The sequence below is a fragment of the Desulfitobacterium elongatum genome (assembly GCF_055378975.1).
On sequence record NZ_AP038772.1, the window covers coordinates 2,259,998 to 2,275,196 of the forward strand.

Below are 15,199 nucleotides of genomic sequence, written 5' to 3' on the forward strand. Positions count from 1 at the left end.
CTTCTTTTCCACACGTGACACTCATTTATTGAGAATCATCTATACTAAGGTCGCACGCTTGGATTTTTATGAGTTCTTCACGGGACGAACTCGATCTTTGAAATAGACGAACCGCTTGTTTGCGAATTGTCCGTTCAATCATATTTCGAACAAGGCGAGCATTGCCAGCGTAGGGATGAGAGTTTAATACGCCTTGAAGCATAAATCGCAAGGCATCTCGAGCCTCGCATGTAAGCTCGTATTGTCTAGATTTCAGCATGGATTCTCCGATGGCAAGGAGCTCATCGATGGAATAATCAGGAAAATCAATATGGATAGGAAACCTTGAACGAAGTCCAGGATTGGTTTGTAAAAACCATTCCATTTCGTGTCGGTATCCTGCGAGAATAAGAATTAGATTAGTTTTATTATCCTCCATGGCCTTAACGAGTGCATCAATCGCTTCTTTACCGAAGTCCTTTTCTCCACCTCTGGCTAAGGAGTAGGCTTCGTCAATAAATAAAACGCCGCCCAGGGCTTTTTTCACTTGGTCCCGAGTCTTTTGAGCTGTGTGTCCTATGTATTCCCCAACCAGGTCCGCCCTCTCGCATTCTATGACATGGCCCTTTTGTAAGACATCCATCTCTTTGAATAGTTTGCCAACTAAACGAGCGACCGTTGTCTTCCCTGTGCCTGGATTACCACGGAAAATCATATGTAGTACGAGAGGTTCTGCGACAAGTTTTTCACGTGTTCTCCGCTTTTGAATCTCGACATACGCTTGAAGTTCACGGATGAGTAGTTTTACAGTTGAGAGCCCCACTAAGCTATCAAGCTCAGCAATAATCTCAGCGACATTATCCTTTTCTATGTTGCTGGAAGTCGATTTACGTCCTCGAAAAGCTTCAGGAAAAGATTCTTCTTCGTAATCTCGCCTTACTTCAGCAGGCGTTTGTACGACCGGAGGTTGATTCTTCTCCGGTCGAAATGTAACACGAATCGGCATATGATGAGACACCTCCCGTCCTTACTACTATACGCACCAGGACGAGAAAGGTGTCCTAAAATTTATAAGTTATGAATTACTTGGCTGAATTCGAGGATAAGGACTTCGCATAGCGAACTCGAGAATTCCTGTCTAAATACTTTTTGCGTAAGCGTATACTTTTGGGGGTAACCTCCACAAGTTCATCATCATCGATATACTCAAGAGCCTGTTCAAGTGAAAATATCTTGGCAGTCTCAAGACGAAGAGCCTCTTCAGAATTACTGGCACGCATATTGGTTACATGTTTTTTCTTCACGACATTGACTTCTATATCTTGTTCGCGATTGTTTTCGCCGACAATCATACCTTCGTAAACTTTTGTGCCGGGTTCAATGAAGGTCGTTCCACGTTCTTGGGCAGCGTTTAGACCATAGGTTGTAGCTTCCCCAGTCTCAAAGGCGATGAGTACACCACGGCTACGTCCTGGAATATCCCCTTTATAGCGTTCATAGCCATGGAAAACATGACTCATCATCCCTTCTCCACGTGTCTCAGTTAGGAATTCGCCTCGGAAACCAATAAGTCCTCGGGCAGGAACTCTAAACTCAACACGCATCTGAGTCGATGATAGGTTGGTCATATTGACCATTTCAGCCTTGCGCTTTCCAAGAAGTTCAATCACTGAACCCATTGAAGTTTCCGGAATATCGCATATGAGATATTCCACAGGCTCACATTTATGCCCATCCACCATTTTGTAAATGACCTCTGGTTTTGAAACTTGAAGTTCATATCCTTCTCGTCTCATATTCTCGATGAGAATGGAAAGATGAAGTTCTCCACGTCCCGATACCCGGAAGGAATCAGCGGAATCTGTCTCATCAACGCGTAAACTGACATTGGTTTCAACCTCTTTAAAAAGGCGTTCACGTAGCTTACGCGAGGTTACAAATTCACCTTCTAGACCAGCAAACGGACTATTATTGACGATAAAGTTCATTGTCAGTGTTGGTTCGTCAATTTCGATTACCGGAAGGGCTTCGGGAGAGGTGGCGCAGGCAACGGTTTCCCCAATATTCGCGGAAGTCAATCCTGTTAAGGCTACGATTTCACCTGCTTGAGCCTCTGAGACATCAACCCGTTTTAGGCCTTCGTAGACATAGACTTTACCGACCTTAGCGCGTTCAAAGCTTTCATCCCGTTTTACTAAAGTAATGGATTCACCTTGATGAACTGTACCACGAACAATTCGGCCGATAACAATTTTGCCAACGTAGTCGTCATAGTCAAGGGTAGTCACTAAGAGTTGAAGTGGAGCTTCAACTTCTACGTTGGGTGCAGGAATATGCTCTAAAATAACCTCAAAGAGTGGCTCAAGGTTTTCACCTAACTGGTTGGGGTCTAACCCTGCAATTCCTTCACGTGCGGAAGCATAAACCACTGGAAATTCGAGCTGTTCATCATCTGCACCCAACTCAATAAATAAATCTAAGACCTCATCCACTACTTCTGCTGGTCGTGCATCATGACGATCGATTTTATTGATAACAACGATAGGAACAAGTTTCAGTTCTAAAGCCTTCCGCAAGACGAAACGAGTTTGAGGCATGGGCCCCTCAAAAGAATCTACAATCAGTAGAACTCCGTTGACCATTTTTAAGACTCGTTCTACTTCCCCTCCGAAATCAGCATGCCCTGGTGTATCCACAATATTAATTTTTGTTCCTTGCCAATGGACTGACGTATTCTTAGAGAGGATGGTGATCCCCCTCTCGCGTTCAAGGTCATTGGAGTCCATTACACGCTCCTGGACTTGTTGATTGGCTCTAAATGTTCCGCTCTGTCTAAGCATCGCGTCGACTAACGTAGTCTTACCGTGGTCGACGTGAGCAATGATTGCAATGTTACGAATATTCATTAATTGCATTGTGTTGTATCCTTTCTAGCAAATTTGCCACTAAATTTTAGTTTACCATGCTTTTATTATCTGTACAATAAGATATAATAAAATACTTTTGAAAAATATTGTGCAGATTATCTGAGGAAGAGATGGAAATATTTGCATACTGTACCAAATAGATAAAAAATAAATTAATAAAAAGCCTGGTTAACCAGGCTTTTTCATATACTCAACAGAGTTGATGTATGAAATTAAGAGAAATCTACTCCCGGTGCTCGTCAGTCGCTGCAGCGGAAGCAGCAGCTAGATTGATCGGACGAATGGGCATAACTGTAGAAATGGCATGCTTATATACCATCTGCTGTTTACCTTCAAATTCAATGACAACGGTAAAATTGTCGAAGCCACGGACTAACCCCTTGAGTTGAAACCCATTTACTAGGTATATCGTGACTGGCAAGTTTTCCTTGCGAACTTGATTCAAAAACGTATCTTGTAAATTGATGGGCGATTTATTCATTTTTTTCCCTCCATCACCATCTATTTCTATATCTATTTTTCTATTCTACACGACTTTGAATTCCGCTGCAAGTATTGACCAAGGATTCCAGAATTTTTGTCATGTTCTCGTTATAGGTATCATACCAGGTAATGCGTGGATCCCTACGGAACCATGTGAGCTGACGTTTCGCGAAATGCCGAGTATCCCGCTGAAATAACCTAAGCATTTCAGGAAAAGTAACCTTGCCGAAGAGATGCCAAAGGGCATGTCGATAGCCTATACTTTGCAAAGGCTTTAGATGTGGAGAATACCCATCGCTGAGAAGATTTAGAGTTTCGTCAAGGAGTCCCGAGGATAGCATTTGCTCACAGCGGCGATTTATTCTCTCATAAATGACTTCCCGAGGTGCTGTAAGCCCAATATAAAGAATGCTGGAATCTAGAGACGAATAAGTGGTATCATGCTTCCCACGAATCTCTGAAAAAGGTTTACCGCTTAGCTCACAGACCTCTAAGGCTCTGATAATTCTTACAGTATCATTCGGATGTAAACGCTGGGCACTTTGAGGATCCCGCTCCTGTAATGCGCAGTGTAAAGCTTCTTTTCCTAGCTTATCAAGGAAAGAAAACCAGTATGCTCGTATCTCTTCAGAGCCACTTTCCGCAAAATCAAAGGGGTCGATGAGAGAGCGAATATAAAGCCCCGTACCCCCGACGACAATGGGCACCCTCCCGCGTTTACGTATATCTTGAATATAGTCATTTGCTAGGGTTTGAAATTGAGCCACTGTAAACGGTTCTTCTGGATTGAGATAATCCAGAAGATGGTGTGGAATACCTTGTTGTTCCTCTAAAGTAGGTTTTGCTGAGCCTATATCAAGTTTTCGATAGACCTGCACAGAGTCTCCAGAAATAATCTCTCCACCAATTGCTTGAGCAAGGGCAACTCCCATGGCTGTTTTCCCCACCGCGGTAGGTCCGACGATAATAATTAAAGGATCCAAGTGTGTTCCTCCCTACGTTGGATAACCCCAAAGTCTACTTGACTATATTTCCCACCTTCATCAACAGAAAAACCCAGTCGGGAAAACTCCTTACTTCCTTTCCTCTCCTTCAAAATCACTCTCTTCTTTGCCACCCGACAGGCGTCAACTACCACTTCTTTCAGTAAGGGGTGGACATTTGAGTAATGGTGTAAGGGAAGAATCGAAGAACTTTGTTCTCGGGTATGTCGAAACATAGGATCAAAGTAGATGACATCAACCGAGGCTGAGTGAGATTGAGCCAGAATGTCTCTGTGATCACCCCAAAGGACCTCTATTCTTTGAGCAGCCTCAGCTAAGGCTAGCCATGCCTTAGCTTTTTCGGGATTTTTCACATGAGGGAGAGGTCCATGAGCTAAGGTAGAAAGGCCTTCTCTGATAAGCGCACTGAGAATAGCCGAATGCTCTATAGCGATAACCCTTCCTTCTTCTCCTACTTGCCATGCTGCGACTAAAGCATCCGTCCCCAAGCCTAACGTTGCATCAAGTAAGGTGTCTCCGCGTTGAAGTCCTGTAGCACTTAAAAAGCGGTCTGACTCTCCCCTACCGAGCTGCATTAAACGGATGAGAGCCATATTGGGATGAAATTTAAAACGAATTCCTTCAGTTTCAAGAAATGCACCTTGGCGAGTAATATGAAGAATCGGAAGCGCTAAATCTTGTATGAATTGGGGAGAGTTATCACTAGGTTGAATAAGCTTTATCCCCGGTTGCTTGGAAAACCACTGGGCCTTGCTCAACAGATTTGAATCTGACGGATGCGTTAATTTAAGAATCACTGGGTATTCTGACATTAAATTAGCCACTCTCATTTCAAGTACGATAGAATCGTCGTTCTAATTCTCCACGAGTGAGTTTTACCATGGTAGGACGCCCATGTGGGCAAGTATAGGGATTTTCTGTCTTACTCAGCTGAACAATCAGTTGCTCCATCTCTAGGAGAGATAGAGATTCTTTCGCTTTTATAGATTCTTTACAAGCGAGCATGTAAATCCATTCTTCGAGAAGCTGATCAAAGGTGGGCGGTATTTGCTTGAGTAATACTTGATCGAGAAAATCGCGAAGGAGCTTTTCGCCCTGATAGGGGCCACTGTAGGCGGGAATTCCTCGAAGTAAATAAGTGCGTGTTCCAAATTGCTCAAGGATAAACCCCATATCATTTAAAAGCATGAGATGTTCCAAAAGAGCTTGCTCTTCTGGTGGAGTGAATTCGAGAGGTATAGGGATTAAAAGGGCTTGACTATCCCCGGGATTGGCACGGTGCTGTTGTAATAAACGTTCATAGTTAATCCGCTCATGAGCGGCATGCTGATCAAAAATAACTAGATGTTCTCCATCCGTCGATAGTATATAGGTTTTGGATATCTGCCCAAGTGGTCTAAGAGCCAGCAAGGGATTTTCAGCCGCAGCATCAATCGGAATAAATTGTTCCCGTGTTTCCGAAGGAGTTACGGGCTCACCTAGAGATTGTTCTTGAAAATTAGAAGTCTCTGGTAAATTCAAATCTTCCATTTTTGGTAAGTCACCGACTTTTATTGACTCGTTAACCTTGAGAAATTCGGTATGAATAGAAGGATCCAAAACAGTTTCTTTAGAAGGTTCGTTATAAGACCTAGGTGAAATAGAATTCATAAAAGAATCTTGAGAAGGCTGAGAAGATTCATATCGATTAGTGGTGTTTGAGCTACTTGAGATAGAAGACGGTTTAGAGGGTGGAAATTTTAGAGAGTATTGAGTGGATTTATCGTAAGGCTTATCTGATATTTTTCCTATAGGTTGAGCCCCTGAGAAATTCATCGGTGTATAGTTTCTACTCTTTTCAAAAGGTGCAACAGGGTGTGCTTCTAAGAGAACGTTTCGAATCCCCTCAGAGATAAATTCAGAAAGCTCTTTTTCACGGCGAAAACGAATTTCCATTTTTGTTGGGTGCACGTTTACATCGTATTCATGCGGAGGTATCTGAAGACTTAGGATGATAATTGGATAAAGCTTATGGGGAATCAGTGTATGATATCCCTCAGCAATTGCTCGGCTAATTATATTTGAACGGATAATCCGACCATTAACAATCAGAGTTTCTCCTTGCCTTGTCGAACGCACTAAATCTGGGGGGCTAATATACCCTTCTACTCTCCACTCGTCTCGAGAAAAGGAAACGGGAAGGATACGACGAGCCGTTGACTGTCCCAAAACCGCCCCGATACTTTCTATAAGACGCCCACGTCCAGGAGTCTGTAGGACTACGACTTTGGGATGCTTTAGGGTAAATGCTACATCTGGGCGCGCCAGCGAGAGCCTTCCAATAACATCAGAGATGAGTCCAAATTCAGTATTTGTCGACTTCAAGAATTTACGTCGGGCGGGTGTATTAAAGAAAAGATCTTCTACAGTTACGGTCGTTCCGGGAGGACAGCCTGTTTCTTTGAACTCAATCTGCTTTCCTCCCTCGAGCCGTAGAAGCATACCGGAGATTTCTTCTTTGGGTCGAGTAATAATTTCTACTTTAGAGACGGAGGCGATACTCGGTAAGGCTTCTCCACGAAAACCCAGAGTTCTTAAATCATTTAAATCTTCGATATTTCGTATCTTACTCGTGGCATGGCGTAATACTGCACGGGGTAGATCTTCTGGAGATATACCGCGACCATCATCTCGGACGCGGATGAGATCTACTCCACTTCCTTCAATTGTAACCTCAATCTGTTCAGCTCCAGCATCAAGCGCATTTTCGATGAGTTCTTTAACGACAGAGACAGGTCGTTCAACCACTTCACCGGCAGCAATTTGATTGGCAGCTTGACTATCGAGAATCTGGATTAACGCGGTCAAAAATCAGTTACCCCCTTATGCATGTTCCAAAAATGAACTTTGTTTTCCACTTGGTCTTGTAGTAAAATAGCGGTTTTCCTCCCGATTAAGTCCTCCCATAAGTCGTAGCCAGCTTGGCGACATTCAGGGCAGGCTTCATAAGGAACTCTAATTAAGGCGAATTTCTCACCGGTTTCATTATGTTGACTTTCAATAAAGACTACCCCCCCGCAGTGATTACAGAGGCGAACCCAGTCCTTACGAATCTCTTGAAAGCCTTCCGTATCGTAATACACTGCATGGGGAATATAAACCCATTTTCCTTTAGGGAGATTTTTATCTCCTCGGATTGTCCAATTCGGCCTGACTTTACGATACTGATCTTTCAAATCTTTTAAGTAACCTTTAATGGAATCTGGATTTACTAGGGGACGACGCATTTTTTGAGGTTCGATTACACCAGTATAGTCTTCTCCAGCTAAGGCGAGTAAGATGGCTAGATTAACATAAGGTAAAGCTCCCTCAATAGAATATCCCCCTTCAAGGACAGCAAGATCAGGTTTTAGAAGTTCAGTTATCTTTCCATATCCACGTGCTGTAACATTCATTGAGGCTAAAGGATCCGTAAAATGATTATCCTGCCCAGCTGAATTGACGATAAGTTCGGGACCGAACTCCTGGAGACGGGGAAGAACCCAATCTTCAATGACATGATGGACCCCTTCATCTCCGGTTCCGGGAGGAAGGGGAATATTGAGAGTACTATCCCAGGCATTGGGTCCGCCTTTTTCTTGCACAAAGCCGCTTCCAGGGTAGAGTGTGCGTCCATCCTGATGAAGGGAAATGAACAGAACATTCGGATCATGATAAAAAATATCTTGAGTGCCATCTCCATGATGTACATCAGTATCCACAATGGCAATTTTCTTTATCCCGAAATGCGACCGTAAGAAGTTAATTAGGATTGCTTCGTTATTAAGTGTGCAAAAACCACGATTGCCAAGAACTGTGGCTCCTGAATGGTGCCCAGGTGGGCGAACGAGAGCAAAGCCGTTGTGAATTTCTTTCTTTGCCCAGGCATCGCCGAGAATAAGCGAACTCCCTGCTGCAATTAAATGCGCATCCAGGTCATGCTTTTCAGGAGAGGGAAATAGTGCCTGGGTGCGTAGGACATCTTTTAGTGTAGCTAGTCCTGGGGAATATTGCTTAACTTGTTGAAGATCCAAGACTCCTTCTTCAAACAATTGCTCTTGAGTATAGAGAAGCCTCTCTTCTCTTTCTGGATGTGTATCCCCCAGAGACCAATCAAAGGCGGGGAAAAATAGAATTCCCGTACGCTTCATTCTTCCACCCTCCCAATTACTCCGGGGGGTACCACTATGGACCCCCTAACAATTTGCCCTACTGTTTCATAACCTTTGACTACGGGAAAAAAGTCAAAGGGCTGAGTTGTCGGCTTAATTTGATACAACTCAAGTCCTATTTCCTTAGCTCTTCTTGAAGCAATCCCCTGGAGAAATTCCTCCACTTCTTTATGGGGACGGCGTGAACCGAACCATTCCCCTTGTTCCCCGGACTCTTCAATCCGATAACGGTGAATGGAAGTATCCAAATGAAGTGTGCAGGTTAAGGTGGGGCGCGCAAGCGCAGCACCAATCGCGTTCGATACCTCGGAATGCTTACAAAAGCGTACTGGGATATGAAGCTGTCCCTCCAAGGAAGAGGCAATTCCCTGAGCACTTCCACCACTAATCCAAATGTAAAAATCTCTGTGGCTCTGTGGATGCAGGACTTCCCAGACTTTATAAGCGGGTTCTTCACGCCAATCTTTATGTAGACTTTTAATAGCATTAGTAATTTCTTGAGCAACTCTATTAAGAATCTTTTCCGCGAGCTGCCAGATGTTTTCAGGTGTTCTAGATTCTGGTGAAAGAAGGGTTGCCAAGCCTTCTTCCGCAAGCGCAAAATTTCCATAAGAAATCCGATTTAAGTAACGCATTGCATCCGTGGGGGTTGGGGCCTTCCCTCCAAGGCAATAGGCAGGCCCGGTTCGATAGGGAGCGAGGTCAAAACCATCCATGGAATTTTGGTGGGGAAGAATAGCGGAGTCTCCCCCCACAGGGATCGAGCGTACCGCCAAGGTGCGAACGAGGGTTGAGAAGGAGCCAATCTTCGCCCCATGTGCACTAAGTAAAGGCTCACCAGTAAGAACCAAACCGATATCTGTAGTTGTTCCTCCGATATCGACCACGACAAACGATTCATAGGGATCAGTTTGGGCTAATGCCCCGATCACGCTTGCTGCGGGACCAGAGTAAATAGATTCGACTGGACGTAGTTTATTTAGGGGTAAGACTCCCCCGTCCGCCTTTAAAACGTTAATAAGTGCCTTTGAGCCTTTTGCAGCTACCGCTTGCTGCAAGTGTGAGGCAAATTCAAAAAAGAGGCTAGAACTCGCTAAATTCAAGTAGGTGGTTAGACTTCGTCTGTAAAAGTTTGACTGCCCCCATTCATGACCGAGTGCCAGATCGAGTTTTGGATAGCGTTTGGATAAAAAACTTGCTAAGTTTTCCTCAAGTGTGCTGTTTCGGTGAGAAAATTTGCTCACAATCGCGATTTGCGAGGCAGAATTGAAATCGTGTTGATTTATAATACGTCGCCATTCAAGTTCATCATGGGGATTAACTTCACGTCCGCGATAATCAATCTCGCCCTTTAACTCATGATAATGTACAGGCCAAGGCAAAGCGTCTAATTTCATCCCAGAGCCGGGAAAAAGGAAGAGTTCTACAGGTGGCAAATTATTTTGAAGGATGGCATTCGTTACCAATGTCGTACTCACTGTAATCTGTTGAACGGACTCTTGAAAGGCCCCCAATCTTTCTAAAGCGTCAAGCAAGGTTTCTAGAAGATTTGCAGGTTGAGTTGGGACCTTTGATTTACAAATAATGCAGTTTCCTCCAATGAGGACTGCATCCGTGAACGTTCCGCCGACATCAATTCCGACTTGGTACGCCATCTGTATCCTCCTATATTACAAGGTTTCTGAGGTCTTAATTCGTTCACGTAGGTCAAAAAGGTATTCTAAAGCCTGACGAGGGGTTAAATCCTCTAATGTAATTTCGGAGATTTCTTGAAGTAAAGGATGTAAGGTAGGAACTTGGAATAAGGTGAGTTGTGCCATTTTTTCTGGTTCACGTAAGCTCTCTTTTATATTCCCGTTGGAGGTTGTTTCGAGTTCGTGAAGGATTAGTTTTGCTCGAGACAATAGATTAGAGGGTAAGCCAGCGAGCTTTGCGACTTGTATTCCGTAACTCCGATCTGCGCGTCCAGGAATTATTTTATGAAGGAAAACAATCTCTTCTCCATGTTCTCGGACTCCGACATGGAGATTGAAAATACCTGGTAAGCTCTCTTCTAACTCGGTCAGTTCGTGATAATGTGTTGCAAAAAGAGTTTTTGGCTTTATGTCCTGATTTGCTAGGTACTCTGCAACCGCCCAAGCGATGCTCAAACCATCGTAGGTCGCAGTACCCCTTCCTACTTCATCGAGTATAATAAGACTACGGTTTGTCACATGATTCAAGATGTGAGCCACTTCGCGCATTTCGACCATAAACGTACTTTGCCCTGAGGCTAAATCATCCGATGCACCAACCCGGGTAAAAATATGGTCAGCTATGGAAATACTCGCCCTTTGGGCAGGGACAAAACTCCCGATTTGCGCCATTAACACGATGAGAGCAACTTGTCTCATATAGGTTGATTTTCCAGCCATATTTGGGCCTGTGATCAGGGCTAGGTGTTTGTATGGCGTTAATAAGGTATCATTGGGAACAAAGGGATTATCAAGCAGCATATCTTCCACGACGGGATGTCGTCCTTCGACGATTTGAATCTTACCATCTAAAGAGATTTCCGGGCGTACATAATGGTTCCTTACTGCTGCTTCGGCAAGGCTTGTATACACATCAATCTCCGCTAAAGCGTGGGCGACTTCAAGAATTTTAGCGGTAAACTGACGCACGTTTTCTCGGAGTTCTAGAAACAATTGATATTCCAATTGGATTATCTTTTCCTCAGCCCCTAAGATTTTTTGTTCATACTCTTTTAACTCAGGTGTTATGAACCGTTCAGCGTTTGCTAGGGTTTGCTTACGGATATACTCCGGAGGAATAAGGTGTGAGTTAGCATGGGTCACTTCGATATAATAACCGAATACCTTATTATAACCCACCTTGAGTGAACGGATTCCCGTTCGGTCCTTTTCTGTACTTTCTAATTGAGCAACCCACCCCTTTCCTCCAGATGAAATACTACGTAACTCGTCAACCACGGAGGAGTATCCTGGTTTGAGAAGATTTCCTTCCTTAAGAGAAAGAGGTGCCTCTGGATTTATAGCCTGTTCTAAGGTTATAGCTAAGTCATCAAGTCCTTCAAAGGTAGGAATATAATCCTTCAGATTCTCTGCTTGACAGGTGGATAACAATGTACGGAGTTTAGGCAGAACACTAAAGGTTTGGGTTAAAGAAAGAAGGTCACGGGCGTTTGCAGTCCCATAGGATACCTTCCCCATCAGTCGTTCTAAATCAAAAACGCCATTAAGCAGTTGTGCTAGATCGGCTCTAAGGAAACTATCATCGACCAAAGCTTCGACGTGATCTAATCGTTTCTTAATTCCATCTTCAACAATGAGCGGTTGCTCAATCCAACGTCGAAGAAGCCGTCCCCCAAAGGCTGTTTTAGCATAATCAAGAACGGAGAGCAAGGTGCCTTTTCGCCCTTGACCGCGAATCGGCTCAGTGAGCTCAAGGTTTCTACGAGTCCAGGGATCAAGAATCATCCAATGGTCGGGACGATAAGTATTTATTTCAAGAATGTGCGAGGGTTCAATTCCGGGCATGGTCTCCAATAAATATTTCCATAGTGCATTGGCAGCTTTAGCTGCAACTGGGAATTCTATAAATAACAAAGCCTGTCCTGAAAAACGCTCCTGAAGAGGCGTTTGCAAAAAGGTTTTCCTTTCTCTCTGGGTAATAAAATAATTTCGCCAGTGCTTCGACTTTGTTAGCTCAGAGGGAAGTAATAGTTCTGCAGGTTGTATGCGGGAAAGCTCAGTCAGTAGTATATCTAAAGATTGGGTTTGAAAAATCGTGAATTCACCAGTGGAAACATCAAGAAATGCTAATCCCCAATCCTGCTCATGATAAACTGACGCCAAGTAGTTATTAGCACGTTCCGCGAGGGAATCAGTTAATGTGCCGGGCGAGATAATCCGAACGACTTCCCTTTTAACAATTCCTTTAGCTGCTTGAGGATCTTCAACTTGTTCACAAATCGCAACCTTTTTGCCGGCTGAGACGAGCTTTGTAAGATACCCTTCCACTGAGTGATAGGGTACCCCACACATTGGAGTGCGTTCTCCGCCCCCTGAATCTCGGCCAGTTAAGGCGATTTCTAAGATAGGAGCAGCTATTAAGGCATCTTCGGCAAACATCTCATAGAAATCACCGAGCCTAAAAAACAAAATGGCGTCGGGCACTTGCGCTTTTATGGATTTATACTGCAACATCATAGGTGTGGACATAGAAACTACTCCTTAGTGGTAATTTACCATCAGACAAATATTCTAAAGGGAAGAGTAGTAACTCTTCCCTTGTTTTTCGCTATTATGATAAGCGAGTTAACCGCTTTAGCAGCTTCCTCCGCAACCACAGCCGCCACTGCCGCATGCGCCAGAGTCACAGGAACAATCGTCACCATGATTAGATTGACCAGCGATTGCATTTCCTAAAATAGCATTGATGCTATCAAGCATTTGAGTAAATTGACCTTGAGCTTGAAGATAAGCTGCAATTAAAGGTTGGTTCTCCACCTTTTCTTCCAACGCATCGATAGCTAGTTTGTCTTGATCCGAAAGCTCTTTCCCTTCTGATTGAAGATCAGATAACCGTTGTTGTTCTTCTTGAAACTCTGCGATAATCTGTTGAGCTTGCTCGTCTGCGAACATCGCTTGCTCAGTACTCTTTAAATTAGTAAGTTCGGAGCTTTGTGCAATTGCTGCAGCTAGGATTTCGGCTTTTTCGAAAATTTCTGCCGTCATTAAAACACCTCCATAACGATTCATTCTACACTTTTTCTGAGATTCCTGCCACCTTATTTGTATTATTCACCGAATTATTTTAAAAGATTATTGATCTTCCTCTGCTAACTCGCCCAATAGAGTCCAGGAACGGGCTTCAAGCATTTTGATTTGAACTAGGGAACCGATGAGCTGTGGGTCTCCCGTGAAGACAACAAGTTCATTTCCCCTTGTACGACCAGTTAAGCGATCTGGGTTTGATTTACTGGGGCCTTCTACTAAAACTTCATAGGTATGTCCCAGCATTTTTTGACGCCATTCTAAACTCTTTGCGTTTTGGAGGTTCATAAGTCGTTGGAGTCGACGCTTTTTGATATCAAGAGGGATTTGGTCTGTCATTTGGGCAGCCGAAGTTCCTGAACGCTTAGAATATATAAAGGTGTAGGCCTGAGTATAATTAACTCGTTCTATCATATCAAGCGTTTGTTCAAAATCTTCTTCTGTCTCCCCTGGAAAGCCAACAATGATATCAGTTGTTAAACTCGCGTGAGGTATTATCTCGAGAATTTTCTCAATACGACTAAGATAGTATTCCCGTGTATATTTCCGATTCATACGTTGTAGTATTTCATTGCTTCCTGCCTGAAAAGGAAGATGGAAATGCTCACATAAATGCTTTCCAGTAGCTACAGTTTCAATAAGCTTATCAGAAAGATCTTTTGGATGGGATGTCATAAAGCGTACCCGTAATAATCCTATAACTTTATCGACGTCTTTGAGTAAATCGGAAAAGTCATAGGGTATCTCGAATTCAAGGCCATAGGAGTTCACATTTTGGCCAAGTAGAGTGACCTCTTTACAGCCGGATTTGACGAGCTCTTCGATTTCATGAAGGATATCCTCGGGTTTACGGCTTCGTTCCCGACCTCGAACATGCGGAACAATGCAGTACGAGCAAAAATTATTGCAACCGTAACTAATGTTGACGCTGGCTTTAAGTTTGCCTTTTTCGGCAAGCGGAGCTGCCTCAATAGCTTCTTTGGGCTTTTCCCAAACTTCTGCTACTTTCCCCATTTGATTTGATTCTTCAAGTAATCGATTAAATTCATGGAGATTATGTGTTCCGGCCCAGATATCGACATGGGGAGCTCGCTTCTTGAGTCGTTCTAAGGCTCCAGGTTGTTGTACCATACACCCGGACACAGCGATTTTAAGATTAGGATTCTTTTCTTTCAGTTTTTTAAGATCTCCGATCTTGCCCAGAATTTTATTTTCTGCGCTTTCGCGAACACAACAGGTATTGACAATGATCAGATCAGCTTGATCAATTTCCTGAGAACGAGCATAGCCTTTTTGGCCAGATATCTCAGTTAAAGTCTCGGCATCGCGCTCAGACATTTGGCATCCATAGGCCAGGGTAACGACCTTTTTAGATTTAGATTTAGCTTCTGACATCTTGAATTACTCACTCCTGATTAATCAAAACTAAAATATGGACTCGGTGACAGCATTCCGCCAAATATCAATGACTCCTCGCCTTCATGGACGAGCATTGTGAATGTAGCTTAATACACCTAATAAAGGATAACACAATTCTAGAGGCGCCGCTAGTCATGTTCGATTGAAGTGCATAACGAGATGTCTTTTTGGTTATTCTTACACATGGAGGTGATAGGAATGACCAGTGGAAATCCTCAGGTTTCTTGTAATGTAGTCGAATGTAAGTATAACCAAGATGCAAAATTATGTAATGCAGGTGAGATTCAAGTGACAAAGCACCACGCAGAAGTTCGTACAACTGAAGCAACAGACTGTGGTACATTTGAACTCGGTAATTTAAGCGAAAAGGTATAATGAGACGAGGGAACCGGATAAAACACCGGTTCCCTTTTAATTCT

The 15,199-nt window shown here is 43.5% G+C and carries 12 protein-coding genes; 1 reads left to right on the forward strand and 11 read right to left on the reverse strand.

Annotation, left to right across the window (positions count from 1 at the left end; all coding sequences use genetic code 11):
• Positions 1 to 25: 25 nt before the first annotated feature.
• From ACZ42W_RS10660 to miaB, 11 genes are all read right to left on the reverse strand, one after another.
• Positions 26 to 985: an AAA family ATPase gene (locus ACZ42W_RS10660; protein ID WP_464170639.1), complete on the reverse strand. Its 960-nt coding sequence runs from the start codon at positions 983 to 985 to the stop codon at positions 26 to 28.
• A gap of 76 nt (positions 986 to 1,061) precedes the next feature.
• Positions 1,062 to 2,894, reverse strand: a complete 1,833-nt coding sequence (gene typA, locus ACZ42W_RS10665; protein WP_464170641.1) for a translational GTPase TypA — start codon at positions 2,892 to 2,894, stop codon at positions 1,062 to 1,064.
• 235 nt (positions 2,895 to 3,129) lie between these two features.
• On the reverse strand, positions 3,130 to 3,387 hold the full coding sequence (gene hfq / locus ACZ42W_RS10670; RefSeq protein WP_464170642.1) for an RNA chaperone Hfq: 258 nt from the start codon (positions 3,385 to 3,387) through the stop codon (positions 3,130 to 3,132).
• A gap of 40 nt (positions 3,388 to 3,427) precedes the next feature.
• Complete coding sequence (gene miaA / locus ACZ42W_RS10675) at positions 3,428 to 4,372, reverse strand: tRNA (adenosine(37)-N6)-dimethylallyltransferase MiaA (RefSeq protein WP_464170644.1); 945 nt, start codon at positions 4,370 to 4,372, stop codon at positions 3,428 to 3,430.
• Complete coding sequence (locus ACZ42W_RS10680; RefSeq protein WP_464170646.1) at positions 4,360 to 5,205, reverse strand: class I SAM-dependent methyltransferase; 846 nt, start codon at positions 5,203 to 5,205, stop codon at positions 4,360 to 4,362. The genes miaA and ACZ42W_RS10680 overlap by 13 nt, the downstream gene beginning before the upstream one ends.
• A gap of 19 nt (positions 5,206 to 5,224) precedes the next feature.
• Positions 5,225 to 7,240: a DNA mismatch repair endonuclease MutL gene (mutL, locus tag ACZ42W_RS10685; RefSeq protein WP_464170648.1), complete on the reverse strand. Its 2,016-nt coding sequence runs from the start codon at positions 7,238 to 7,240 to the stop codon at positions 5,225 to 5,227.
• Complete coding sequence (locus ACZ42W_RS10690) at positions 7,237 to 8,562, reverse strand: histone deacetylase family protein (protein ID WP_464170650.1); 1,326 nt, start codon at positions 8,560 to 8,562, stop codon at positions 7,237 to 7,239. The genes mutL and ACZ42W_RS10690 overlap by 4 nt, the downstream gene beginning before the upstream one ends.
• Positions 8,559 to 10,238 carry a hydantoinase/oxoprolinase family protein gene (locus tag ACZ42W_RS10695; protein ID WP_464170652.1) on the reverse strand — a complete coding sequence of 560 codons (1,680 nt, stop codon included), beginning with the start codon at positions 10,236 to 10,238 and terminating at the stop codon, positions 8,559 to 8,561. Before ACZ42W_RS10695 ends, ACZ42W_RS10690 begins: the two co-directional genes overlap by 4 nt.
• Positions 10,239 to 10,253: 15 nt before the next feature.
• Positions 10,254 to 12,806 (reverse strand): DNA mismatch repair protein MutS, encoded by a 2,553-nt coding sequence (gene mutS, locus ACZ42W_RS10700; protein ID WP_464170654.1) that lies wholly within the window; start codon positions 12,804 to 12,806, stop codon positions 10,254 to 10,256.
• 105 nt (positions 12,807 to 12,911) lie between these two features.
• Positions 12,912 to 13,322, reverse strand: coding sequence for a YlbF/YmcA family competence regulator (locus ACZ42W_RS10705; RefSeq protein ID WP_464170656.1), 411 nt, complete (start codon positions 13,320 to 13,322; stop codon positions 12,912 to 12,914).
• An 87-nt stretch (positions 13,323 to 13,409) separates the two neighbouring features.
• The gene (miaB, locus tag ACZ42W_RS10710) at positions 13,410 to 14,756 is read right to left on the reverse strand and encodes a tRNA (N6-isopentenyl adenosine(37)-C2)-methylthiotransferase MiaB (RefSeq protein WP_464170658.1); all 1,347 of its coding nucleotides are present in this window, start codon (positions 14,754 to 14,756) and stop codon (positions 13,410 to 13,412) included.
• A gap of 222 nt (positions 14,757 to 14,978) precedes the next feature.
• Between miaB and ACZ42W_RS10715 the strand changes: the two genes are divergently transcribed.
• Positions 14,979 to 15,155 carry a DUF1540 domain-containing protein gene (locus ACZ42W_RS10715; protein WP_464170660.1) on the forward strand — a complete coding sequence of 59 codons (177 nt, stop codon included), beginning with the start codon at positions 14,979 to 14,981 and terminating at the stop codon, positions 15,153 to 15,155.
• The last annotated feature ends 44 nt before the right edge of the window (positions 15,156 to 15,199 follow it).

Excerpts from the sequence above, each read along its gene's own strand:
- ACZ42W_RS10660 (WP_464170639.1), bottom strand. The coding sequence starts at position 985 with ATGCCGATTCGTGTTACATTTCGACCGGAGAAGAATCAACCTCCGGTC.
- typA (WP_464170641.1), bottom strand. The coding sequence starts at position 2,894 with ATGCAATTAATGAATATTCGTAACATTGCAATCATTGCTCACGTCGAC.
- hfq (WP_464170642.1), bottom strand. The coding sequence starts at position 3,387 with ATGAATAAATCGCCCATCAATTTACAAGATACGTTTTTGAATCAAGTT.
- ACZ42W_RS10680 (WP_464170646.1), bottom strand. The coding sequence starts at position 5,205 with ATGTCAGAATACCCAGTGATTCTTAAATTAACGCATCCGTCAGATTCA.
- ACZ42W_RS10690 (WP_464170650.1), bottom strand. The coding sequence starts at position 8,562 with ATGAAGCGTACGGGAATTCTATTTTTCCCCGCCTTTGATTGGTCTCTG.
- ACZ42W_RS10695 (WP_464170652.1), bottom strand. The coding sequence starts at position 10,238 with ATGGCGTACCAAGTCGGAATTGATGTCGGCGGAACGTTCACGGATGCA.
- mutS (WP_464170654.1), bottom strand. The coding sequence starts at position 12,806 with ATGTCCACACCTATGATGTTGCAGTATAAATCCATAAAAGCGCAAGTG.
- ACZ42W_RS10705 (WP_464170656.1), bottom strand. The coding sequence starts at position 13,322 with ATGACGGCAGAAATTTTCGAAAAAGCCGAAATCCTAGCTGCAGCAATT.
- miaB (WP_464170658.1), bottom strand. The coding sequence starts at position 14,756 with ATGTCAGAAGCTAAATCTAAATCTAAAAAGGTCGTTACCCTGGCCTAT.
- ACZ42W_RS10715 (WP_464170660.1), top strand. The coding sequence starts at position 14,979 with ATGACCAGTGGAAATCCTCAGGTTTCTTGTAATGTAGTCGAATGTAAG.